Source organism: Streptococcus sp. Marseille-Q7156 (assembly GCF_965119495.1).
In genome coordinates this window covers 228,801-253,540 of record NZ_CBCPLU010000001.1, presented here as the reverse complement: position 1 = coordinate 253,540, position 24,740 = coordinate 228,801, and the positions used below count along the sequence as shown (strand labels likewise).

24 protein-coding genes, 1 tRNA gene and 2 other annotated features are annotated in these 24,740 nt (G+C 39.5%); of the genes, 7 read left to right on the top strand and 18 right to left on the bottom strand.

Going from position 1 to position 24,740, the window contains the following annotated elements; genetic code table 11:
* Positions 1-65 precede the first annotated feature (65 nt).
* The 6 genes from ACWPV5_RS01330 (at position 66) to ACWPV5_RS01305 (ending at position 5,167) form a co-directional block, all read left to right on the top strand.
* A complete protein-coding gene (locus ACWPV5_RS01330) occupies positions 66-1,337 on the top strand; it encodes a replication-associated recombination protein A (RefSeq protein WP_454382015.1) in 1,272 nt (423 codons plus the stop codon).
* Positions 1,338-1,601: 264 nt separating this feature from the next.
* Positions 1,602-1,674, top strand: a tRNA-Lys gene (locus ACWPV5_RS01325).
* Between the two features lie 234 nt (positions 1,675-1,908).
* Complete coding sequence (locus tag ACWPV5_RS01320) at positions 1,909-2,340, top strand: Rrf2 family transcriptional regulator (protein WP_454382014.1); 432 nt, start codon at positions 1,909-1,911, stop codon at positions 2,338-2,340.
* 92 nt (positions 2,341-2,432) lie between these two features.
* Positions 2,433-3,437: an NADP-dependent oxidoreductase gene (locus ACWPV5_RS01315; protein ID WP_454382013.1), complete on the top strand. Its 1,005-nt coding sequence runs from the start codon at positions 2,433-2,435 to the stop codon at positions 3,435-3,437.
* Positions 3,438-3,450: 13 nt separating this feature from the next.
* Complete coding sequence (locus ACWPV5_RS01310) at positions 3,451-4,287, top strand: alpha/beta fold hydrolase (protein ID WP_261070447.1); 837 nt, start codon at positions 3,451-3,453, stop codon at positions 4,285-4,287.
* A gap of 1 nt (position 4,288) precedes the next feature.
* A complete protein-coding gene (locus ACWPV5_RS01305; RefSeq protein ID WP_261070448.1) occupies positions 4,289-5,167 on the top strand; it encodes an SDR family NAD(P)-dependent oxidoreductase in 879 nt (292 codons plus the stop codon).
* A 64-nt stretch (positions 5,168-5,231) separates the two neighbouring features.
* On the opposite strand, the gene ACWPV5_RS01300 is transcribed toward ACWPV5_RS01305, so the two are convergent.
* The 6 genes from ACWPV5_RS01300 to ACWPV5_RS01275 all read right to left on the bottom strand — a co-directional run bounded on the left by ACWPV5_RS01300 (position 5,232) and on the right by ACWPV5_RS01275 (position 11,818).
* Positions 5,232-6,551, bottom strand: a complete 1,320-nt coding sequence (locus ACWPV5_RS01300) for a glycoside hydrolase family 32 protein (protein WP_454382012.1) — start codon at positions 6,549-6,551, stop codon at positions 5,232-5,234.
* 9 nt (positions 6,552-6,560) lie between these two features.
* The gene (locus tag ACWPV5_RS01295; RefSeq protein ID WP_261070450.1) at positions 6,561-8,177 is read right to left on the bottom strand and encodes an ABC transporter substrate-binding protein; all 1,617 of its coding nucleotides are present in this window, start codon (positions 8,175-8,177) and stop codon (positions 6,561-6,563) included.
* 30 nt (positions 8,178-8,207) lie between these two features.
* Positions 8,208-9,098 carry a carbohydrate ABC transporter permease gene (locus ACWPV5_RS01290; protein WP_024056556.1) on the bottom strand — a complete coding sequence of 297 codons (891 nt, stop codon included), beginning with the start codon at positions 9,096-9,098 and terminating at the stop codon, positions 8,208-8,210.
* Positions 9,099-9,108: 10 nt separating this feature from the next.
* Entirely contained in the window at positions 9,109-10,026 is a 918-nt protein-coding gene (locus tag ACWPV5_RS01285; RefSeq protein ID WP_045605839.1) for an ABC transporter permease, read from the bottom strand.
* Between the two features lie 153 nt (positions 10,027-10,179).
* Positions 10,180-11,181: a LacI family DNA-binding transcriptional regulator gene (locus tag ACWPV5_RS01280; RefSeq protein WP_261070451.1), complete on the bottom strand. Its 1,002-nt coding sequence runs from the start codon at positions 11,179-11,181 to the stop codon at positions 10,180-10,182.
* A gap of 181 nt (positions 11,182-11,362) precedes the next feature.
* On the bottom strand, positions 11,363-11,818 hold the full coding sequence (locus ACWPV5_RS01275; protein WP_261070474.1) for a GNAT family N-acetyltransferase: 456 nt from the start codon (positions 11,816-11,818) through the stop codon (positions 11,363-11,365).
* Between the two features lie 69 nt (positions 11,819-11,887).
* Here ACWPV5_RS01275 and ACWPV5_RS01270 point away from each other — a divergent pair, with 69 nt between their 5' ends.
* Positions 11,888-12,547 carry a prepilin peptidase gene (locus ACWPV5_RS01270; RefSeq protein ID WP_261070452.1) on the top strand — a complete coding sequence of 220 codons (660 nt, stop codon included), beginning with the start codon at positions 11,888-11,890 and terminating at the stop codon, positions 12,545-12,547.
* Here the strand turns inward: ACWPV5_RS01270 and trpA are convergent.
* From trpA to ACWPV5_RS01210, 12 genes are all read right to left on the bottom strand, one after another.
* Entirely contained in the window at positions 12,519-13,295 is a 777-nt protein-coding gene (gene trpA / locus ACWPV5_RS01265; RefSeq protein WP_454382011.1) for a tryptophan synthase subunit alpha, read from the bottom strand. The two genes, ACWPV5_RS01270 and trpA, sit on opposite strands and share 29 nt — an antisense overlap.
* Entirely contained in the window at positions 13,288-14,511 is a 1,224-nt protein-coding gene (trpB, locus tag ACWPV5_RS01260; protein ID WP_049488262.1) for a tryptophan synthase subunit beta, read from the bottom strand. Before trpB (ACWPV5_RS01260) ends, trpA begins: the two co-directional genes overlap by 8 nt.
* The gene (locus tag ACWPV5_RS01255) at positions 14,489-15,088 is read right to left on the bottom strand and encodes a phosphoribosylanthranilate isomerase (RefSeq protein ID WP_454382010.1); all 600 of its coding nucleotides are present in this window, start codon (positions 15,086-15,088) and stop codon (positions 14,489-14,491) included. Before ACWPV5_RS01255 ends, trpB (ACWPV5_RS01260) begins: the two co-directional genes overlap by 23 nt.
* On the bottom strand, positions 15,075-15,842 hold the full coding sequence (trpC, locus tag ACWPV5_RS01250) for an indole-3-glycerol phosphate synthase TrpC (RefSeq protein ID WP_454382009.1): 768 nt from the start codon (positions 15,840-15,842) through the stop codon (positions 15,075-15,077). Before trpC ends, ACWPV5_RS01255 begins: the two co-directional genes overlap by 14 nt.
* Positions 15,839-16,843 carry an anthranilate phosphoribosyltransferase gene (gene trpD, locus ACWPV5_RS01245; protein ID WP_454382008.1) on the bottom strand — a complete coding sequence of 335 codons (1,005 nt, stop codon included), beginning with the start codon at positions 16,841-16,843 and terminating at the stop codon, positions 15,839-15,841. The genes trpC and trpD overlap by 4 nt, the downstream gene beginning before the upstream one ends.
* A gap of 10 nt (positions 16,844-16,853) precedes the next feature.
* The gene (locus tag ACWPV5_RS01240) at positions 16,854-17,420 is read right to left on the bottom strand and encodes an aminodeoxychorismate/anthranilate synthase component II (RefSeq protein ID WP_000601909.1); all 567 of its coding nucleotides are present in this window, start codon (positions 17,418-17,420) and stop codon (positions 16,854-16,856) included.
* Positions 17,417-18,778 (bottom strand): anthranilate synthase component I, encoded by a 1,362-nt coding sequence (trpE, locus tag ACWPV5_RS01235; protein ID WP_454382007.1) that lies wholly within the window; start codon positions 18,776-18,778, stop codon positions 17,417-17,419. Before trpE ends, ACWPV5_RS01240 begins: the two co-directional genes overlap by 4 nt.
* A 71-nt stretch (positions 18,779-18,849) precedes the next feature.
* Positions 18,850-19,075 (bottom strand) — a binding site (T-box leader).
* Positions 19,072-20,250, bottom strand: a complete 1,179-nt coding sequence (trpB, locus tag ACWPV5_RS01230) for a tryptophan synthase subunit beta (protein ID WP_000208439.1) — start codon at positions 20,248-20,250, stop codon at positions 19,072-19,074. Its footprint overlaps the feature before it by 4 nt.
* A gap of 66 nt (positions 20,251-20,316) precedes the next feature.
* Positions 20,317-20,540 (bottom strand) — a binding site (T-box leader).
* Between the two features lie 220 nt (positions 20,541-20,760).
* Positions 20,761-21,762 (bottom strand): LacI family transcriptional regulator, encoded by a 1,002-nt coding sequence (locus ACWPV5_RS01225; RefSeq protein ID WP_261024910.1) that lies wholly within the window; start codon positions 21,760-21,762, stop codon positions 20,761-20,763.
* 107 nt (positions 21,763-21,869) lie between these two features.
* On the bottom strand, positions 21,870-22,238 hold the full coding sequence (locus ACWPV5_RS01220) for a hypothetical protein (RefSeq protein WP_261024908.1): 369 nt from the start codon (positions 22,236-22,238) through the stop codon (positions 21,870-21,872).
* Positions 22,239-22,333: 95 nt separating this feature from the next.
* Positions 22,334-23,044: an MgtC/SapB family protein gene (locus ACWPV5_RS01215; protein ID WP_001149046.1), complete on the bottom strand. Its 711-nt coding sequence runs from the start codon at positions 23,042-23,044 to the stop codon at positions 22,334-22,336.
* A 2-nt stretch (positions 23,045-23,046) separates the two neighbouring features.
* Complete coding sequence (locus ACWPV5_RS01210; RefSeq protein ID WP_001216191.1) at positions 23,047-24,738, bottom strand: ABC transporter permease; 1,692 nt, start codon at positions 24,736-24,738, stop codon at positions 23,047-23,049.
* Positions 24,739-24,740 lie beyond the last annotated feature (2 nt).

Here is a 24,740-nt window from a genome sequence, read left to right as displayed (position 1 = left end):
ATAATAGATGAGTTATGCCACTCAAAAAAATATGACACTAAAAATCCACGTTAGAAAGGACTGCTATGCCAGACAATCTCGCGCTTCGCATGCGCCCTAAAACCATAGACCAAGTCATCGGTCAGGAGCATCTGGTCGGACCTGGAAAAATTATCCGCCGCATGGTGGAGGCCAACCGCCTGTCCTCCATGATTCTATATGGACCTCCTGGAATCGGCAAAACCAGTATTGCCTCTGCCATCGCTGGGACCACCAAGTATGCCTTTCGGACCTTTAATGCGACGGTGGATAGTAAAAAGCGACTGCAAGAAATCGCCGAGGAAGCAAAATTCTCTGGAGGACTGGTTCTCCTGCTAGACGAGATTCATAGACTAGATAAAACCAAGCAAGACTTTCTTTTGCCACTCTTAGAAAGTGGACTAGTTATCATGATTGGGGCTACAACTGAAAATCCTTTCTTCTCTGTCACTCCTGCCATTCGTAGCCGTGTTCAGATTTTTGAGTTAGAACCTCTGTCTAACCAAGACGTCAAAGAGGCCCTGCAGATAGCTCTAAATAACCCTGAACGTGGTTTTGATTTTCCAGTAAAACTAGATGAGGATACACTGGATTTCATTGCTACCTCTACAAACGGAGACCTTCGTTCTGCCTTCAACTCGCTGGACCTGGCTGTTCTCTCTACCCCTGAGAATGACGAGGGCATCCGTCATATCACCCTTGATATCATGGAAAATAGCCTGCAGCGGAGCTACATCACTATGGACAAGGATGGAGACGGTCACTATGATGTTCTATCTGCCTTGCAAAAGTCTATCCGTGGCTCAGATGTGGATGCCAGTCTCCACTATGCTGCCCGATTGATTGAGGCTGGTGATTTGCCAAGTCTCGCTCGTCGCTTGACTGTTATCGCCTATGAAGATATCGGCTTAGCCAATCCTGAAGCCCAGATTCACACCGTGACTGCTCTTGATGCCGCTCAAAGGATTGGTTTCCCAGAAGCACGTATTCTCATTGCCAATGTCGTGATTGATTTGGCCCTTTCTCCAAAATCCAACTCAGCCTATGTAGCTATGGATAAGGCACTTGCTGACCTCAAAACATCAGGGCACTTGCCTATTCCGCGACACCTGCGTGATGGGCACTACAGTGGAAGCAAGGAACTGGGGAATGCCCAAGACTATCTCTATCCACACAACTATCCTGGAAATTGGGTCAAGCAAGACTATCTGCCAGAAAAAATTCGCAATCATCACTATTTCCAAGCAGAAGATACTGGTAAATATGAACGGGCTTTGTCTCAAAGAAAGGAAGCTATCGACCGTTTGCGAAAAATCTGAAATCCTTTTCAAAAAATTGCACTTTCCTCTTGATTTTTTTTGAAAAAGTGGTATCATATAAACATAGAAACGCTGTGGTGTACGACTTCACACTTAAGTGTTGACCGACTATTTTTTGTATTATTAGGGAAACAAAAGTCTTCTAACAGCATGTAGGCCGTCTCACACGGAAACAGCTTCAGTTAGAGCGAGTTGCCCACCTGCTTAATTGCGCGGGTTCAATACAAACCGTGAAGTTTCGGCACCAATACAGCTTTTTTCTTTGCCTCCTTAGCTCAGCTGGCAGAGCAGCGGACTCTTAATCCGTGGGTCACAGGTTCAATCCCTGTAGGGGGCATCTATATACAACAGGGAAAGTCTTGTTTTCAAGGCTTTTTTGTGTATCTGTTCTACTTTTGGTCAACCAATGGATAGTAAAGATATAATTTTGTAAACACCCTTTCCAGACATCTTTAATCTTAAGACGCTCTTCAAAAAATTTTTTAAATTTAAAACAAAAGTCTTGCTTTTCTTTTTATTTTTGATATACTTGTTCTTGTATCTAATACATGTTTGTCAAAAAGGAGTTTAGATGGATACAAAATTCTCAGTTGCTTTGCATATCTTAACAATGATTAGTGAAAGTAGGGAAACATTAAGTTCTCAAGCACTAGCTATTAGTGTTGGTACTAACGCTAGTTACATTCGAAAGGTGATTGCCTTATTGAAAAATGCAGATTTGATTCATTCCCAGCAAGGAAAAACAGGCTATCAACTCAGTAAGTCTCCAAAGAAAATGACTTTACTAGATATCTACTATGCTACTCAAGAAATCAATCACATCAGTTTATTTCCTGTTCATCAAAATAGCAATCCCGATTGTCCCGTTGGAAAACATATCCAAGGAGCAGTTTCACTGCTTTTCGCTAGTGCCGAATCTCAATTAGAGAAGGAATTAGCAAATCAAACTTTAGAAGATGTCATTGACAATCTATATAAACAAGCTAAACAAGTCCGAAACTGATTTGATAACAAGTCAGTTTTTACTGGAAACAACATATACTTGTATTAGATACAAGTATATTAATTTATATTAAAAAAGAAAAGAGAAAACACATGAAAGTCGCACAACACACTACTTATAACAAAAACAATATCACGCTGAACATCACAGAAATCGCTAAACCAAGTATTACAGACAAACAAGTCTTGGTGAAAGTATCCGCAGCCGGAGTTAATCCTCTCGATAACATGATCTCTCGTGGTGAGGTTAAGATGATTGTTCCCTACAAACTTCCTCAAACTGCTGGTAATGAGGTCGTTGGAATCGTTGAAAGAATTGGCAAGCAAGTTGACAACTTTCAGGTAGGAGACCGTGTCTTTGGCCGTCTGCCACTTGATCATATCGGCGCCTTTGCAGAATACGTAGCTGTCGATAGCCAAGCCTTAGCCAAGGTTCCAGACTATCTATCAGATGAGGAAGCCGCTACTGTACCTTTGACTGCCTTGACAATCATGCAGGCTCTTGACCTCATGGGCGCTCAAGCTGGGAAAACGATCTTTATTTCTGGTGGTACTGGAGGAGTTGGTGGAATGGCCATTCCGATTGCCAAGGCCAAAGGATTGAAAGTCATTACCAACGGTTCTGGAGATAGTGCTGAGCGTGTATTGAACCTAGGAGCAGATAGATTTATCGATTACAAAACAGAGGATTATACAAAGACTGTTAGTGAGGTAGATTATGTCCTCGATACTCTTGGCGGGGCTGAAACTGAAAAACAAATGTCTATTATGAAAAAAGGTGGTCATCTTGTGTCCCTTCGTGCCATGCCAAACGGTGCCTTTGCCAAACGCATGAATCTACCAAAATGGAAACAGATGATTCTTGGCCTAGCAGGTCGCAAATTTGATAAGATGGCGGAAAAATACGGCGTCCACTACCATTTTATCTTTGTAGAAAGCAATGGCGCTCAATTACAAGAGGTAGCTGACCTCTTTAGTAAATTAGAAATCAAACCCTCTATCGATACAGTTTACCCATTTGAAAAGGTAAATAGCGCCTTAGACAAAGTCGCTAATGGTCGCTCTCGTGGAAAAACAGTCCTCAGCTTTAAGAAATAAGAAGGAAAAAATCATGTCATATCTTACTACAAAAAATCAATACATCACTGTCCAAGGAAATCAAATTGCCTATCGCGAACTTAGTAAAGGCAAATCAAAACTACCTCTTCTAATGCTGGTCCATTTGGCAGCAACCCTCGACAATTGGGATCCTAAACTCTTAGACCTGATTGCTGAAAAACACCATGTCATTGTAGTCGATCTTCCTGGTGTTGGAGCTAGTCAGGGCAAAGTTGCTTCGACGATTCCTGGAATGGCTAAGCAGACAATTGACTTTGTAGAAGCGCTTGGTTACGATAAAATCAATCTTCTTGGCCTTTCTATGGGAGGTATGATTGCCCAAGAAATCATCAGAATAAATCCTACTCTAGTCAATCGTTTAATCTTGGCTGGAACAGGACCTCGAGGCGGAAAAGAGGTCGATAAGGTCACAGGAAAAACCTTTAACTATATGTTTAAAGCGGGACTCGAGCGCACCGATCCTAAACGCTATATCTTCTATAATCATGATAAACAAGGGAAAATTGAAGCTTTGAAAGTCCTAGGACGAATGGGGATGAGAACAAAGGAATTTGCGGATAAAGACATGAACCTATCAGGATTCCTAACTCAACTCAAAGCCATTAAACGTTGGGGGAAAGATTCTCAAGACGACCTAAAATTTATCACCCAAGCAACCTTAATCGTCAACGGGGATAAGGATATGCAGGTTCCAACGGAAAATTCTTACGATATGCATGAGAAAATAAAAGATAGCAAGCTGATTATCTATCCAAATGCTGGTCACGGTTCGATCTTCCAATATGCAGACGAATTTTCAACAGAACTAATAGCTTTCTTAGAGGACTAATATGGTCAAAACAATTCTGATTACAGGTGCTACTGACGGTATCGGTAAACATTTAGCAAAGAAATTGGCCAGCCAAGGCCATCATATCATCCTCCATGGTCGAAATCCTCAGAAACTTGAGCTGGCACTTCAAGAGGTTCGCGCAATTTCCTTGAGAGACCGAGTTTCTAGCTACTTGGCAGATTTTTCTAAATTAGATGATATTTATCGATTTGTAGAGGAAATTAAGCGAGACTTTCAAAGTATCGATGTCTTGTTTAACAACGCAGGCCTTTATGCAGGGAAAGAACGAAAAGCGAGTGCTGAAAATGTCGAGTTGACCTTTATGTTATCTGTTCTGGTTCCCTATATTTTAACAACTAAGCTAGGTCCCTTGTTAGAAAAAGCGTCTGACGGCCGTGTCATTAATACTTCTTCCTATATGCATCATTTTGCTAAGGTTAAGGATTTAGACTTTGGATTTGAGACGAACTACAATCCTGGTTTGGCCTACAATAATTCCAAACTCTACACTATTTGGATGACACGCTATCTGGCAAGAGACTTCTTTTTAAGAGGTTTAAGCATCACCGTCAATTCTTACCATCCTGGCTTGATTTCAACCAATTTGGGGAATGATTCCAGTGTTGAAAAGACGAAAAAGTCTCTCTTCGGACGCTTGATGAAGTCATTTTCCAAAAATCTAGACGAGGGAATTGAAACAGGTTACTATCTTACATTATCAGAAGAAATCACTGGTTTGACTGGCTACTATTTTGATGAGAAGAAAGTGAAATCTGTATCTGAAAAAGGCTATACACTTGAAAAAGCTCAAGATTTAATCACTTACTGTAATGATAAAATTAAGTTGTTTAAACAGAAATATGCTCTGCTTAATTAGAAAAAAGTTCTCTTTCCATTTTGCTAGAAAGAGAACTTTTTCTTTAGGAGAAATAACTTATTTTTTAATCGATTCGTGATAGCTCCGCTGGCACCGTTAAGTAATAAGTTGCAGTCAAGCTTGCTTCACCTTGATTGACAAAAATCTCGATGGAATTTTTATCTAGAACAACTTCCAATTCTTTAGCTTCAATATCTACATACCGTCGACTAGTGTCCTGTTCTTCTTCACCTAGAATTTTTTGAACAAGATGGTTACGATCAATGTAAACTTGCTGCGCATTACTGTCATAACCAAATTCAAGATAATCTGTATCATTTCCTAAATAGTAATGACAATCTTTATCTATTTGGATTTGATATTGGCCTTTTTTAACAGGGAATTGTCTTAGTTTGCCATCTTCCAATCTTAGAATTCTAGGTAAAGTCATGGCACATGCCCACTTGTGTTCTTGGTCATGGGTTGGAAGGGTACGTCCCCATGTCTGCATCCAAGCAATCAGGATACGACGATTTTGATCGTCCAACAATGTTTGTGGAGCATAGAAGTCTTGACCATGATCAATTTCTTGAACTGATTCTGGGATAAAACGTTTTTCTTCCCAATCCACCTTACCCGTGAACAAAACCGATGAGTTGATGTTATGATATGAGTCTCCCTCACGCTGATAACGCATGGGTGACATAATAAGGCAATCCTTCCCATCTAACTCAAAGTAATCTGGGCATTCCCACATAAAACCTTGATGTTCCACACCTTTTAAAAAGATAGATTCGAACTGCCATTCTACTAGGTTATCGGACCCTAGTAGAACGATACAGCCCACATTATCCTTGTGTTTGGCAGCTACTACAGAGTAATAGCGTCCATCTTTTTCAAAGAGTTTTGGATCACGGAAATCAGCAGCAATCAACTCATCTGGCAAGTCTGCTCCAGTTGCAACTGGATTTTGTTCAATCTTTTCAAAGTGAATCCCATCGTCTGAAAATGCCATATTTTGCACTTGACGGACACCGGCTTCTTCTTCGATATGCCCAGTATACATGAGCCAGAGGCGATCATCCTTGACAATGGCAGAGCCTGAGAAACATCCATTGCGGTCATAATCTTGGTCAGGAGCAAGTGCCACTGGCAAGTGTTCCCAAGTCACCAAGTCCTTACTTTTAGCATGTCCCCAGTGCATAGGCCCCCAAACACTATCATATGGATAGAATTGATAAAAGAGATGGTATTCTCCACGAAAATAGACAAATCCATTTGGATCATTGATCCAGCCAATCTCAGCTGAAAAATGTTCTTCAGGCTTATATTGAGTATTTACGAGATGTTTATTTTCTGCTATAAAACGATTGGCTTTTTCTACTGTGTATTTCTTATCTCCCATAATCAACCTCTAGTTTTTGTTTGCTTGGTATTGGTCGTAGTATTTTTGTTTAATAGCGAGGTAATCTGAAAGTCCGTATTTTTCAAGCTCTTTCTTGTAATCATCCCACTCAGAATCAATATTGCCATTTACAATCCATTCAGCACGTTTACGGTAGATATAGTCATTCATATCTGCCTCGATATGGGCAATCTTGTCCAAATCTTCCTGTGTCATAAAGACTCTTGGATAGTTATTGTCATTGCTCATGTAAGGAACATAATATTCTTTGATAAGATCCAAACGCCATTTGGCATCGTCAGGCATAGTTGTCACTTTACCATAGTATGAATCTAGGATAGCTAGTGGTCCTCCTACTTCAGTCTTTTGACGAAGTTCTGCTGGTGCAGTTCCGTTTAGTGGTAAGTGTTTGAGGCTGTTAGTTGCTTGGTCAAATTCAAAGATATTTTGTTGCTTGTCATCTCCGTAAGTTCCCCAGTTATTTTGCACAGATTGGAGTGGAGCGTATTGTGCATCAATCCATTTAGCTGTCAATTCTAGGTTTTTGTTTACACTGGTAATAACCATCTTGTCACGCGCAAATCCCATACCGTTTGTACGAGCTACGTGTTTTTGACCACTTGGCCCAGCAAGTACTGGTAAAACATCATAACTTTCGTTACTTCCAGTAACATTACTCTTATCCCATGTAAAGTAAACACCAAATTTCTGATCATGACCTTTAGCAATGTAACTATTCCAATCATGTTCGAAAGCTTCTTTATCAATCAAGCCTTTTTCTTGCAATTGACGGATAAATTTGACACCTTCTTTATAGTTATCGTTATCTGCTGTGAAGTCAACTTTGCCATCATTTCCAACTACTAAATGATCATCGTTATCCCCTATACCAAATGCAGCAAATAGGAATTTAAAATCTTCGTTTCCGTTACCACTAATAAATGTAAATGGAATTTCATCAGCCTCTCCATTTCCATTTGGATCCCCGTTTTTGAAAGCTTCTAGGACTTTAATCAAATCATCAGTAGTTTTTGGCATTTCAAGACCAAGTTTCTTAAGCCAATCTTTGTTAATCCAAGCCATATCGTTGACACTATGGATAGATTCTTTGCCTTCTCCAAGCTCCTCAATCCATGGGAATGAATAGATGTGTCCGTCAGGTGCTGTCATTAAGGCCTTGTATTCTGGTTTCTCATCCAAAATTTTCTTAAGATTTGGCATGTATTTATCAATCAAGTCTTCAACTGGAATGATTACACCTTTCTTAGCCCAGTTCATCAAGTCCACATCTGAAGCTCCGTCGTTGTGGATAGCATCTGGTAGATCACCACTAGAAATATCCAAGTTACGTTTTTCTGCAAAGTCGGATTGGTAGTTGGTCCAATCAATATGAACTCCTGTTTCCTTTTCCAAACGTTGCAAAATTAGCTTTTCATTTGGATCTTTAGGAGCTAACGGTGAACTGGCTGTCATAAACTTCAATGTTTTCTTTTCTTGAAGCGGGAATGTTACACCTTCCAACTTATAATCTGGACTTGAAGCTGTATTTTTTGAGCCACAGGCTGCAAGTACTGCTAAACTAGCTGTCAACAAAACTGCTGATTTTGAGAATGTTTTGAATTTCATGAGAAAACTCCTTTTATTTTTTCTTTTTTTTTATCCTTTAAGTGAACCAGCCATAATTCCTTTATCAAAGTATTTTTGGAAGAATGGATACATAACAATCAATGGCAAGCTGGAAATGACAATAGTTGCGTATTTAATCAATTCAGCTAAACGTTTCATTTCATTCATAGCTGCTTGTGCTCCAATCATGTCTTGACCTGGTTGGCTCTGAATGAGAATTTTACGAAGTACAAGTTGCAATGGTTCCAAGTTTGGATCCTTGATATAAATCATTGCATCAAAGTATGAGTTCCACTGTCCTACAAAAGCATAGAGGAAGAGAACAAACATAATTGGTTTTGCAAGAGGAAGCATGATTTTGAAGAAAATCTGCAAATCATTTGCACCATCAATGACGGCTGCTTCTACCAATTCTTCAGGCAATCCTTGGAAATAGGCCCTAGCAAGAATAATATTCCAAACATTGACAGCACCGGGAACGATGATAGCCCATGGAGTATTTAGCATTCCCAATTCTTTTACGAGCAAGTAAGTTGGGACTAAACCACCACCAAAGAACATGGTCACAATCAAGAAGTAGTTAATCCAACGGCGCCCTACCAAGTCTTTCTTAGAAAGAGGATAAGCTGTGAACACAGATAGCAAGACTGTTAAAGCCGCAAAGCCAAAAGAGTATAGTAGAGAATTGATAAAACCTCTTAGAATAGATTGGTCACTGAATACACGCTGGTAACCTTCTACCGTCCAATCGGCTGGATTAAAGCTAATCCCTCTACTAACCAGAACCTTAGGATCCATAAAGGATGCTACGACGATATAAAGTAAAGGAAGTAAGGTTATCAAAACTATAAAGACAATAATGATTTTATTTAAGAGTAAGATACGTCTATCAAATTTGGTATCCATAATCGAATTTTTCATGCTTCCCTCCTTAAATTCCTTCACCATTATTCATGCGTTTAACGATTTGGTTAACCGCGACTAGCAATACTACGTTAATCACTGCATTAAATAAACCAACCGCTGTTGAGTAAGAATAGTCTCCTGATACAAGACCAACTTTATAGACATATGTAGAGATAATTTCAGAAGTTGGCAAGTTCAACGATGTCTGCATCAGGAATGCTTTTTCATATCCGACATTCATGATTCCACCTGCAGCTAAAACAAATTGGATAACCATAATAGGCTTAAGAGCTGGAATATCGATGTGCCAGATTCGTTGGAAGATATTGGCTCCATCCAGTCGTGCTGCTTCTACTAAGGCTGGATCTACATTTACCAATGTTGCCGTGTAGAGCGTTGAAGCCCACCCCATTCCTTGCCAGATACCACTAAAGATGTATAAAGGTCTAAAGAAGTCTGGATTTGTCAAGAAGTCAGCCTTTATTCCAAACATAGAGAGAAAATTGTTAATTGGTCCTCCCACTGAAAAGAAAAGGAAAATCATACCAACGATAACAACGACTGAGATAAAGTTTGGTGCGTATAAAATGAGCTGAATTCGTTTTTTGACTTTTTCACTCAAGAGCTGATTGAGCATAATAGCAAGAATGATTGGTGGTAAAAAGCCAAGCAATAAGCCATAGATACTTAGTTTTAAAGTATTGGCTAACAAGATACCAAAGTTGGGAGAGGATATGAATTTTGTAAACTCAGAAAAACCAATCCAATCACTCCCTAAAATTCCTTTTAAGGGATTATAGTCTTTAAATGCGATTAAAACCCCATACATAGGGATGTATTTAAAGATAAAGGTTAAAACTAAACCAGGGACAGTCATCAATAACAAGAGTTTTTGTTTTTTGATTCTTTCCCAAAGAGAAACTTGCTTTGCTTTGCTATTCATAGCAACCTCCTTTTTTGAAACGTTTCATTTTTGGTCGAAAAAGATAACGCTTGGCGCTGTCTATTTGTTTTGTTTTTGAAACGTTTCATTTTTTCTTTAAAAAAATAAATCTTTTTTTATCTGAATTCATTCTATCATTGATAGCGCTTTCTGTCAAGACTTATTTTCATTTTTTGTTGTTTTTCCTTCAACAAATTTTACTGGTAGGATTGTCTGCAAATTAACAGCCTTTCCTTCTATGATATCAAATAGGATTCGTACAGCTTCTCTAGCCATTTCCTCCAGGGGTTGCTCAATTGTTGAAAGTAGATAATCTCTATCTCCAGCCATTTTAATTCCATCGTATCCAATAATTTGGACATCATGAGGAATATGTTTGCCATTTTTTTCTAGTATATCAATCACATCCAAAGCTGTAAAGTCGTTAATTGTAAAAATTCCATCTATAGAAGAATTTTCTTCCAAGAAACTCTCTAGTTTCCCATGATAGTCAGTAACTGTCTCATCCAAATCAAAAATACTAAGAGGTATTTTATGCTCTTGGACATACTTTTCAAATGAAATTCTACGACGTTTGGTTTCATTAATGGTTGTATTATGTCCGCCCACAAAGGCTAAATGCTGACATCCTTTACTAATTAATTGTTTAGCTGCTTCTCTTCCTCCTGCATCATTATCTGATGAAACACAAGGAATGGCAATATCTGAGTATGTACGGTCAATACTGACAAATGGAATTCCTGACGACAGGTAATGTTCAATTGGACTATAGGTAATAGCAACCACTCCATCAACTTTATTATGACGCAACATCTCCAGGTAGTCTTGCTCTCGATTTGTACCATTTATAGAACATAAGAGTAATTTATTATTCCTCTTATAGACTTCATTTTCCACATGCATAGCAAATTCTGAAAAAAAGGGATGCCAGATACTTGGTACAATGATTGCAATCGTTTCTGTTCGATTTTTTTTCATTCCTCTAGCATAGTAATCTGGAATGTAATTCAAAGTTTTAATCGCTTGCTCCACTTTTTTCAAGGTTACTTCTTTAATGCCTTTTTCTTTATTAATCACACGTGAAACAGTTCCAACACTAACTCCTGCTTCTAAAGCAACATCTTTCATGGTAATTGATTTTCTTCGTTCTACCATATTATCACCTCCTTTCAATATATAGTATCATGCAAACGCTTTTTTAGCAACTATTTCTCAATCATTTTTGTCCAGCCCCTTTTTCCCATCATGAATAAAATCACTCCAATCGGCTTTCTAACTCCCCTCCAATATTCATATATAGGAATCTACATACCACAGGAAAAGACTTTGTTTGCTTCTATCTCCTCTTTTTCATGATATATTTTCGTATAGGTGCTTCAACTATTTGAACGATTTCAAATCCTTCTTTTTGATAGAGGTGCTTGGCTACTTGATTTGCCTCATAGACATTTAGAGAGACACTATCTATGTCTCCATTTTCAAAGGCCAAACTAACAAATTTCCTGAAAGCCTGACTACCTAAGCCTTGCCCCTGTTTCTGGGGGTTGATAAAAAATCTCCCGATATGAAGATTACTGTCTTCTAGCCTAATTTTCTGGATAAGCCCGACAAACTCGTGTCCATCAAAGATTGAAAAGATTCCTTCCAGCTCTTGCAAAACTTGAATTGTCAAGGGAAAAGGAATCATTGTTCCCATCCATTGTTCTTGAAAGGATTTGCCAAGAGAGTTGGACCATTGGCATACGAGCTGAGCATTTTCTGTGCTCACCTTTTCTTCAAAACGAATTGTCATCTTGACCTCACTATCTTGTTTATGTTTCTCCATTATACTACTTCTCCCATTTTTTACGAATAGATAAGTATGATTGATTTTTATTTTTTTCTTGTCGGGAGCATTCTCGCTTCCTTTCTTGGTTTGGTCATTGACCGTTTTCCAGAGCAATCTATTATCCAACCTGCTAGTCACTGCGATTCCTGTCAGACGCGCTTGCGTCCCTTAGATTTGATTCCGATTCTCTCGCAGGTCTTCAATCGCTTTCGCTGTCGCTACTGCAAGATTCGCTATCCATTCTGGTATGCCCTCTTTGAATTGGGCTTAGGTCTCCTATTTCTATCTTACTCTTGGGGCTTTCTTTCCTTGGGGCAAGTCGTCCTAATCACCGCTGGTTTGACCTTGGGCATCTACGACTTTCGCCATCAGGAATATCCCTTACTGGTCTGGATGACTTTCCACCTAATCCTAATGGCCGGCTCTGGCTGGAATCTAGTCATGGTCTTCTTCCTTGTCCTTGGAATTTTGGCTCATTTTATCGATATCCGCATGGGAGCAGGGGATTTTCTCTTTTTAGCTTCTTGTTCTCTTATCTTTAGCGTAACCGAATTACTCATCTTGATTCAGTTTGCTTCTGCGACGGGCATCCTAGCCTTTCTCCTACAAAAGAAAAAGGAAAGACTTCCTTTTGTGCCTTTCCTCTTTCTTGCTGCTTGCGTGATTATTTTTGGTAAGCTACTGCTTGTTTGATAAAGTCCTCAATCGGCTCTCCTTGATGGAGAGCTTTTACAATTTTTGAGCCGACGATAACGCCATCTGATACCGCATTGAAGCGTTCTACATCGGCTTGACTAGATACACCAAAACCTGTCAAAACTGGGATATCGGCCACTTGATGCAATTGTGCCAAGTGCTTGTCCAAGTCTGCACGGTAATTGCCAGATTTCCCTGTCACCCCATTGATAGCAACGGCATAGACGAATCCTTCTGCCCCATCAATCAACTCTTTCTGGCGTTCAATTCCTGTTGTCAAACTAACTAGGGGAATCAAGGCGATATCGGTATCTGTCAAAAATGGTTCTACAAAGTTAGCATGCTCATGAGGAAGGTCTGGAATAATCAAGCCCTTAACCCCTGTATCTGCCACATCTTTGACAAATTTCTCCACACCATACTGAAAGAGGGGGTTGAAGTAGGTCATGATGACCAACGGAATCTCTGTTTCAATGGTTTTCAAGGTTTCAACCAAAGCCTGGGTAGAGGTCCCGTGGGCTAAACTGCGCAATCCTGCTTCTTCAATCACAGGTCCATCTGCGACAGGATCTGAAAAGGGAATGCCCACTTCAATTGCAGAGACACCCAAATCTTCTAAAAAGTGGATTGTTTCTCCGAGTCCATCCAAACCTTTTTCGTGGTCACCAGCCATGATATAAGGAACTAAAATTCCTTTTCCAGTTGCTTTTATAGCGTTCAATTTTTCTGTTAGTGTCTTAGGCATGAGCTTCTCCCTTCTTTGCTGCATCTGCTTCCAAGCGGTCTTTGACTTGGACTACATCCTTGTCCCCACGACCTGATAGACAGACTATCATGGATTTGTCTGGACCGAGTTCTTTGGCTAATTTCACCGCAAAGGCGATAGCATGGCTAGATTCCAAGGCTGGGATAATCCCTTCCACACGAGACAAGAGCTGGAATCCTTCCAAGGCTTCTTCGTCTGTCACAGGAACATAGCTGGCACGTTTAATATCGTGGTAGTGAGAATGCTCTGGACCGATACCAGGATAGTCCAAACCTGCTGAGATAGAGAAGGCTTCAAGAATTTGACCATGGGCATCTTGGAGCACATCCATGAGAGAACCGTGAAGAACACCAGGACGACCCTTGGTCAAGGTAGCTGCGTGGTGTTCCGTATCCACACCAAGTCCAGCCGCTTCAGCCCCATACATGGCTACTGACTCATCTTCTACAAATGGATGGAAGAGCCCAATAGCATTAGAACCACCACCAACACAGGCTACTAGGGCATCTGGCAGATTTTTACCTGTCAAGTCACGGTACTGTTGTTTAGCCTCTCGACCGATGACACTTTGGAAGTCACGAACGATTTCTGGGAAAGGATGAGGCCCCAAGGCAGAACCAAGGATATAGTGGGTATCATCGATATTAGCTACCCATGAACGGAGGGCTGCATTGACCGCATCTTTGAGCACGCGCGAACCGTCTGTCACTGCCTCAACCTTAGCTCCCAAAAGCTCCATACGGAACACATTGAGGGCTTGGCGTTTGACATCTTCCTCACCCATGTAGATAGTACATTCCATGTTAAAGAGGGCTGCAGCAGTTGCAGTTGCCACACCGTGCTGACCAGCACCTGTTTCAGCAATAATTTTCTTTTTACCCATGCGTTTAGCCAGAAGAACTTGTCCTAAGGCATTGTTAATCTTGTGAGCCCCTGTATGGTTGAGGTCTTCCCGTTTGAGATAAATCTTGGCTCCGCCGATATGCTGGGTCAAGTTTTTTGCGTAGTAAAGAGGAGTTTCACGTCCTACGTACTGGCGCAAAAGTTGATTTAATTCCTCTTGGAAACTTGGGTCTGCCTGACTTTCACGATAGGCTTTCTCCAACTCCAAAACTGCTGTCATCAATGTTTCTGGAACGAAACGTCCACCGAATTTTCCGTAAAATCCATCTTTATTTGGTTCTTGATATGCCATTCTTTGCCCTCTCTATAAATCTTCTAATCTTTTCCTGATCTTTTTGTCCATCTGTCTCCACTCCGCTTGATACATCAACTGCATAGGGAGCAAAGTGTTGAATTGCTTGTACTACATTGTCTTCATTAAGCCCACCTGCGATGAAAAATGACTGAGCTAATCCTGTCGTATCCAGTTGACCCCAGTCAAAGGTCTGGCCACTTCCTGCCACAGGGGCATCAAAGAGTAGATAGTCTGCCTGAGAATTGGGTACATGCCCCTCTCCATCCACCTGCACAGCCTGAATACTGTCACAAGGCAAATTCTCAAACAAATCATCTGCCACCTGACCGTGAACTTGAACCAAGTCCAAACCAACTTTGTCAATTGCTTCTAGCAGTTCTGCCCGACTTGGTGAAACAAATACACCCACCTTTTTGACGTCTGAAGGAATGAACTTTGCCAATTCAGCAGCCTGATCCAAGGTCACCTGTCTTTTACTAGGTGCGAAGACAAAACCGATATAATCGGCTCCTGCTGACACGGCTGTCTCCACCGCTTCTTTTGTCGATAGTCCACAAATTTTAACCTTTGTCAATCTGCAACTCCTTGATTCTCTGGGCCACATCTTCTGCCTGCATAAGAGCTGTCCCAACTAAAATTCCATTAAAGGATGGTGCTACTCGTTCTGCATCCTGCCCTGTGAAAATAGCAGATTCAGAAATGTATAAGCAATTATCTTTGAAATGTTTAGCTAAGTTTACACTGGTCTGCAAGTCGACCTCAAAGGTGGTTAAATTGCGATTGTTGACACCGATAATTTGAGCTCCAAGGCAGTGAGCCACTTCTAGTTCAGCTAGATTGTGAGTTTCCACCAAGACTTCCAAACCAAGATCTGTAGCGAAGTCATACAGTTCCTTGAGGCGTTCTTCTGACAAGGCAGCGACGATGAGCAAAATAACTGTCGCACCGGCATTGCGAGCACGGATAATTTGCTTTTCATCGATGATAAAATCCTTGTTAAGCGTCGGAATCTGCACCTGACTGGAAATCTCCCGCAGATAATCCAAATGCCCTTTAAAGAAAACTTCATCTGTCAAAACCGAAATCATCACTGCTCCATTTGCTTCATAAGTCTGGGCCTGTTGCACAATATCCACATCGAGATTGATATCTCCCAGACTAGGGCTAGCTTTCTTGACTTCAGCGATTACCTGTAAACGGTCTTGGTGATTCTTCAAAAATTCTGCCAAGCGATAGGTCTGGCGCAGGGGCTGGATTTCCTCCAGCTCCATCTGCTCTACCTCACGCACCTTCTGCTCTAATATTCGTGCTAAAAATTCCTGACTCATTTTTGGTACTCCTGTAACAGTCTGAGTTTTTCAAGGGCCTTGCCACTAGCAATCACTTGACGGGCCAAGGCAACTCCTTCCTTGATGCTAGCTACCTTACCATTAGCATAGAAACCAAGACCAGCATTTAAGACTGTCGTTTCCAAGAATGGACTTGGTTCATTTTTAAGAACGCTAAGCAAAATTTCTGCATTTTCCTGAGCATTTCCACCACGGATATCTTCGATAGCGTAGTGCTCCATCCCCAAATCCTCTGGAGTAAAGCTTGACAAGCTGATTTCGCCATTTTCCAGAAGAGCAATCTTGGTTGTTCCGTTCAAGCCGGCTTCATCCAGTCCTTCTGGTCCAGCGACCACGATGGCACGTTTGCGACCCATATTTTTCAAAACCTGAGCTGTACTTTCTAAAAATTCTGGACGACTAATTCCAAGAAGCTGTGTTTCCAAAGCCATTGGGTGAATCAGTGGACCAGTCAAGTTCATAATCGTTGGAATTCCCAATTCCAAACGAGCCGGCATGATGTATTTCATGGCTGGGTGCATATTTTTGGCAAAGAGAAAGACGATGCCAGTCTGATCAAAGACCTTACCTAGTTCAGCTGGTTTGAGGTCTAGGTTGATACCCAATGCTTCGAGGACATCTGCAGAACCAGATTTAGAAGAAATCGAGCGGTTACCGTGTTTTGCCATGTGAACACCACCACCAGCCAAGACAAAGGCTGCAGTTGTCGAAATGTTAAAACTGAAAGACTTGTCTCCACCTGTACCACAGTTGTCCATGGCATCATGAATCTCAGTTGGAATATGTTGGGCATGCCCTCTCATGACTTGGGCAATGGCTGTGCGTTCTTCAGGGGTTTCCCCCTTCATCTTAAGGGCCAAAAGGAGAGAAGCAATCTGCGCCTCCGTTACACGCCCAGTGACGATACGCTCAATGACATCCGTCATTTCCACACCTGATAAATTTTCAAATTTTGCTAGTTTTTCAATAATCTCTTTCATCCTAGTTTCCTCACTTTACAACCTTCTCGATAAAATTCCGAATAGAAGACAAGCCATCTGGCGTTCCGATACTCTCTGGATGGTACTGGAAACCATAAATCGGTAGGTTTTTGTGTTGAATTCCCATGATAGCTTGGTCATCAGTCGAACGAGCTGTCACTTCAAAGTCTTCTGGCATTTCTTCAATCAAAATACTGTGGTAACGCATGACCGCACGGCCATCCTCGATACCTTGATACAAAACAGATGGCGCTTCAAAGCTGATATTGCTCTGTTTCCCATGCATGACTTTTGGAGCCAGACCTAACTTACCACCAAAGACTTCTGCGATGGCTTGGTGGCCCAAACAAATCCCAAGAATCGGCTTCTTGCCAGCAAAATCACGAATCATGTCTTCCATCTTACCAGCATCAACTGGCCAACCAGGACCAGGAGAAAAGACCAGACCATCTGCTTTTTCAGCTTCTTCATACAGCTTGGGATCATCATTTCTCAAGACTTGCACTTCTGCAAAATTCCCAATGTACTGTGCCAAGTTATAGGTAAAAGAATCATAGTTGTCAATCAATAAAATCATGGTCTTAGTTCTCCAATTCTAGTCATAGATTTTGCTTTGTTAATGGTTTCTTGGTATTCGTTTTGGGCGATGGAGTCGTAGACAATCCCTGCACCAGCCTGCACATAGGCTGTTTGATTTTTGAGAATCATAGTTCGGATGGCAATGGCAAAATCCATATCACCCGTCGCAGACAAGTAGCCAATCGCTCCTGCGTATACGCCCCGTTTTTCTGTTTCCAATTCATAGATACGTCTCATAGCTCGAATCTTTGGTGCTCCAGAAACTGTTCCAGCTGGAAGTGTTGCTTTCAAGGCATCCATGGCAGTGAGTTCTGGAAGCAAACGCCCCTTGACCACACTGGTCAAATGCATGACATAGCGGAAAAGCTCCACTTCCATATACTTAGTGACTTGGACACTTGCCGTTTCAGAGATGCGACCAATATCATTACGACCCAAGTCTACTAACATTCGATGCTCTGCTGTTTCCTTCTCATCCGAAAGCAAGTCTGTCGCCAAAGCCTTGTCTTCTTCATCCGTAGCTCCTCTTGGTCGCGTACCTGCAATCGGATTGGTTGTCACGATGCCATTTTTAACAGAAACCAAACTTTCTGGACTAGCACCGATGATTTGATAATCCCCAAAATCATAGAAATAAAGGTAATTAGAAGGATTAGTCACGCGGAGATTTCTGTAGAAGTCAAATGGATTTCCAGTAACTTCTGCTGAGAATCGCTGGCTGAGTACACATTGGAACATATCCCCGTTACGAATCAAGTCACGAGCCGTTTCCACCATTTCCTCAAACTTCTGAGGAGCGATATGGGGTTTGAAGTCTAACGGAGATAGATCCAAGTCTTCAAATTCATTTGGAGCAGGAATGCGTAATTCCTCAAGCACTTGATTCAAGGATTTTTCCAAGTCGTCTTGACTACGCTCACTATAGAGAGCATCCTCGATGACATGGATTTTTTCCTTCTTGTGGTCAAAGACAATGTAACTCTCATAAACGAAGAAATGCATGTCTGGCGTTCCAATTGTATCTTGAGGGATTTGACCAATTTCTTCATAAAGAGAAATCATATCGTAACCCACAAAACCAATGGCTCCACCACCAAAAGGTAGGTCTGAATGGTGCTGGCTCTTATGAGTCACTTCATAAAGAAAATCCAAGGGATCCCGATCAATCACTTGACCATTTTGATAAAGAACTCCATTTTCAAACTTAATCTCAAAAACTGGATTATAGGCTAAGATCGAAAAACGAGCTGTTTCCTTGTCTCTCGGAATACTCTCTAAAATAACCTTGTGTTTCCCCTGTAGGCGCATATAAGCCAAGATTGGCGATAAGACATCTCCATGAATGATTCGTTCCATTGTAATTTCCCTTTCAGTTCTACTTCTAGTCCATGGCAACTGTATGAAAAATCCCCACGCAAAACAACTTGCGTGAGGACGAAATTCGCGGTGCCACCTCAATTATAGGATTTCTCCTATCTCTCATTCCTGTCTCAGAAACCTCCTGTAACAGACTGTGCGATAAAGGGCACTCCCTTGAGAATTATGTTTTTTTCTCTTGTTTCAAATGGACCCAACCTTACAGCTTTCTCTGCTTGTTTCCAGCAACCACAAGCTCTCTGTGAGAGAAAAGACTGTAATTTTTCCATCTTTTATTTTTTAGCTTCTAGATAGTCTGCAATCGCAGCTACGTCCTTATCTCCACGACCAGAGACATTGATGATGATAATGTCGTCTTTGCTTAGTTTCGGTGCACGTTTAACTGCTTCTGCGATAGCGTGCGAACTTTCAATCGCTGGGATAATTCCTTCAGTCTTGCTGAGAAGGAGGAGAGCCTGAACAGCTTCTTCATCCGTCGCAGCGACATATTCCACGCGACCTGAATCTTTAAAGTAGGCGTGTTCTGGGCCAACCCCTGGATAGTCCAATCCAGCTGAGATAGAGTAAACTGGAGCTAGCTCTCCATCTTCCTTAAAGACTGCATAAGTCTTCATGCCGTCGACAATTCCGATACTACCTTTTGTCATAGTAGCTGCGTGCTTGTCTGTATCAAGTCCGTGACCAGCAGCTTCAACCCCAACCAATTTAACTTCTTCATCAGCCACATACTGAGAAAAAGCACCGATGGCATTGGAACCACCACCTACACAAGCAATAACGTAGTCTGGTAAGCGTCCTTCTTTTTCTAAGATTTGACGGCGAGATTCTTCACTGATGACCTTTTGGAACTCGTGGACAATGGTTGGATATGGGTGAGGTCCCACAGCAGATCCCAGAACATAGAAGGCTTCCAAGTCATTCATCCATGCTCCAAAGGCTGCATCAACAGCATCTTTGAGGGTACGAGTCCCTGTTTCAACTGCATGAACAGTTGCTCCCATCATCTCCATACGGAAAACATTGAGACGTTGACGTTCCACATCCTCTGCTCCCATGTAGACATCACAAGCCATACCAAACTTGGCTGCAGCCGCTGCTGTAGCAACACCGTGCTGACCAGCTCCTGTTTCTGCGATTACTCGTTTTTTGCCCATACGTTTGGCAAGAAGGATTTGCCCTAAAACGTTGTTGAGCTTGTGAGAACCAAGGTGGTTAAGGTCTTCGCGCTTGAGATAAATCTTAGCGCCACCTAGGTGGTCTGTCAAACTTTCCGCAAAATAGAGCGGTGTTTCGCGACCGGAATAGTCCTTTAAGTAATGACGAAATTCTGCCAAAAACTCTGGATCATCCTTGTACTTGTCAAATGTCACTTCCAACTCATCCAACAAAGCCTGAATCGGCTCCGGTACAAAACTACCACCAAATTGTCCAAAATAACCTTTAGTTGTCATAAAAATTTCCTCTTTCTGTATTGATTTCAAGATATGAAAAAAGCCCACACACAGAATTAAATTCCGTGTGAGGGCGTTGGTAACGCGGTGCCACCTCAATTATAAAGGGACTATCCCTTTACATCTCTGCCTTGTCTAACAACAAGTTGCACTGTAAGGTGTGCGCACCGAATTTTCATTGTTTCAAATTCATTTTTAAAATCAGCCCACTTTCACTAATTCCAACCACCTGTTCACAATCACCACAGGCTCCCTGAAGATCAAAAATAGTTACTTTTCTGATTTGTTGAACTTATTTTAATACTTTGTTTTTTCTTTGTCAAGACTTTTTTACGATTTTTTTGAAAGATGTGTGATTCGAATGTGATAATGTCTTTAGTAAATCGAACGTGAAAATGTCCCACTTGTTAGAAATTGGATCCAACTCAATAGAAACTGAATAGATGCTAAACAGAACTTACTTTAGAACACTCCATCTTTTCCATTAGGATTTTCAAGAATTAAACAATACTAGAAACTCTGTCTCCTAACAAGTTTAGTAGAAACTTCAACAGATGTGACACTTTCCCCCTTTATAATTGCTAATACCCCTTCAATCATTTCTTGAGCTAATTTAACATAATTAGGAGAAATTGTAGATAAAGCTGGAGTATAATATTGAGAAATTGGAATATTGTCAAATCCGATTATTGAAATATCATCAGGAATGGTAATTTCCTTCTCATAGCAAGAACGAATCAATCCCTGTACTTTCTCATCCCCGGATACAAAAACCAAATCAGGAAAATTTTGATTAGATAGATGTCTTGTAGCATATGAATAAACCGAATCTATTGTAGTTAGACCATATACAACTTTCAAATCCATTTCATAGTTTTTATCATTTAAAAAAGCACGAACCCCTCTCTCTCGATCCATATTAACAAGGGATTCTCCTCCCATAAGCAACCACATACTATTAATGTTTTCTTTTGATACTAATTTCATCATGTCATAAGTGGCTTGAAAATTGTTGTTAGAAACATACACAACATTAGGTGTTCTAGATTCTCCAAAAACTATGAATGGAATTTTATTCTTTTGTAAGTAATTAATCCGAATATCTTCTTTACTTTCATAAAATACTATTACACCATCTATCAAACTTCCTGTACTCGAGATTATTGAATTACTAATTGTATCCTCTTCACTAAAATATTCAACAATAGCGTTAACACCATACTCTTTACAAGTTTGTAAAACTTTATCTAATAAAGTTTGGAACCAAATTAAAGGAAAAGAGTCGATTTTTTTTACAGAAATCAATATATTTATAGCTTCTTTTTTAGTTAAATTTCTTGCATATGCATTTGGAATATACGACAACTCTTCTATAACTTTTTGAATTGCTTGATAAGTTTCTTCTTTAACATTTACTCCACCATTAATAACTCGTGAAACTGTTTTTGGAGAAAAACCTGATAAACGTGCAATATCATAAATAGTTACCTTTTTCCCATTTATATTTTTCATTTCAGTCCTCCATTACGAACATTCTAATATTACTATACAATATTTAATTTTTTTTAACAAGAGAATTTAGTAAATTATTAAATATCAACAAATCCACAAAATTAATTTTACAAATATTCTTCCCCTTCAAAAAAGTTTAAATTGCATTTCACACCTTTATTTTTAAGAATGTTTCCAACTTCACGACAAATAAATTCATATGAGAAAAAACTCCCATAAAATTCTAGATTAACTTTTTCAGTAAAATTTGTAGGATTTATAAAAACATATAATAGCCTGTCAATGTAACATTCTAACATAGAGTTAATTTTTTCTTTAAAAATAACATTTGTTATCAACTCATCAGGAGGTAAATGAAAGGCAAACACCATTTCACAAATATCATAAAAAGAAATAAATTTGTATACTTGTATCAAACAATTATTATCAAAATATTCTATTTTACCTAAATCAAAATTGATTTTATAATCTTTCATAAAAACCTCAGAGCAAAAATCTACTCAAAAATTAGATGATTAAAACATCTAAAAAACAAAAGGACAAAAACATCTGTCCCTTTGTTTACTAAATTTCAGCTAATTTCTTCGACATAAATAACACCTACAATATTAGCAATTTCTTCCATCAAACGAAGATGTTCAAATCTTCCTGATAGTTCTAGAGTAATAAATGATGCTATTTTTTTTTCTGGAACATCAAAATATTCAATTCTTTCTGAATTAACATCTCCAAATGCAGTTCTAGAATCAGTCATTCTAATGCCATTCTCAGCACAGTATACTAGTACCCGATTATATGCCTCTGTAGATCTAACAACGATATACAATTCTATTATCTTTGAACGACTTTGAAGATATTTTTTTAAAGGTTGGAACATAGTTATAACACTCCAAACAGACACTGCTCCTAGTACGGCTCCTTCATAAAAACCAACACCTATAGCTAGACCGATTCCAGCTGAAGCCCATATTCCGGCTGCAGTTGTTAAACCAGTTATTTTCTTTTTATCTGTAATAAGTATTGTTCCAGCCCCAAGAAAACCAACACCTGATATAACTTGCGCACCTAAGCGTGTAGGATCTCCTGTACCAAATTTATAAGATACATACTCATTAGTCATCATAATTAAACATGCAGCCAGACAAACAATACTATGTGTACGAATACCTGCTGGTTGAGATTTACTTCCTCTCTCTAAACCAATTACACCACCAATAACTAATGAAAGTACAATTCTTAATACAATTTCGATATATGATAGTCCTAAGCTTGTTGCCTGCATTATTATTTCCTTTTTCTACTAGCTGGTCTCTGAGTAAAGTATAATACAGAACCAGAAATTATCATTAATACAATAGTATAAACGAACACAAGTGCTTGAGCATTTGAAGTTGCTGTTTCATCACCTGCTGAACGAATAGTTATACCCAGCGGTTGAGCTAATGGATGGTAAAGAAATACAGATAAGTCGAAGTCAGTTAATAAAGAGTTAAAGTTTAAAGCAATAACAGAGAGAACAACCGGTAAAATAAATGGAATGATAACCTTCATCATAGTATAAAAAGGTGAAGCACCCATACTTCTTGCTGCATCTTCCATCTCATCATCAACACTAAATAAAATAGCACGTACCATTCTATAAGAAAATGGGATTTTTACAACTATATATGCAATAAGTAGAATTACCAAACTACCTACCAAAATCTGATTCAAGACAAGAAATTGTGGCTGATTAAAAGTAAATAATAAACTTACTGCTAAAAGTGTACTTGGTAGTAACCAAGGAAGTAGAGCACCATATTCAAATAAGAAATCAAAGCGAGATTTATGTTTTCTGACAACTCGAGCAAATACAACTGCGAGAATTGTTGCTGTTGTCGCAGCGATAATAGAATAAATAAAGCTGACCAAGAATGGAGAGAATGCCGCACTATTACTAAAGAATAAGCGATAATTTTCTAAAGTAAAGTTTGATAATGTTAAGTTACCTGTTTGAATTGCAACTGGATCTGTAAATGAGTATAATACTATAAAAATTAGTGGAAGCATGAAAACTGTAAACAATCCATATGCTACAATGTGAGCAATGATATTCCAAGGCTTAGATGCAATTTTTTGTTTTTTAAGAGGCGCTTTAGTCTTAGAGATAGAAATATAATTTCCACCTTTTTCTATCTTATTCATGATAGTAAGCAAAATTGTAGTTGCAATACCTAAAATAATTGCAAGTAAGGCAGCTAAATCACGAGAATTCCCCATCCCTGCAAATGTAATAATCATTGGATTTATAGTTTGAAATCCTTTACCACCAACAATCATGGGTGCTGCTACTGCAGATAAACCACTAAGAAAAACCATAATAGTAAGTGCAAATAGAGTTGGAATTAAGGTTGGTAACACTACTTTTCGGAAAACAGTAAATGGTTTTGCTCCCATATTTCGTGCAGCCTCAATAGTGTGATAGTCAACGCTTCGAATTGTATTTGTTAAAAACAATGTATGATTAGCAGTTCCTGAAAATGTCATAATGAATAAGACTGCACCATACCCAATAAACCAGTTAGGGTCTAAAGAAGGGATAACATTTTGTAAAAATTTTGTTATCAATCCATAAGGACCATAGACAAATTTATATCCAGTCGCTAAAACCACTCCTCCATAAATTAAAGAGGTCATATAGCCTAATTTTAAAATTTTAGCACCTTTAATATCAAAGTACTCTGTAAATAGAACACAAAGAATACCTACGACATTAACTGTAATAATGAGTGAAAATGCTAACTTAAAACTGTTCATAATACTCTGAAGTGCCCTCTCAGATTTTAGAACACGATGTACAGCTTCAAGGGAAAATTCTCCTCCTTTTACAAATACATTCACTACTAGATCAAAGTTTGGATAAATAATAAATGTTACTAGGAACCAGATTAACCCTAAACGAATAAGCCAATCTTTTAAATTTAATTTATGACGCATAC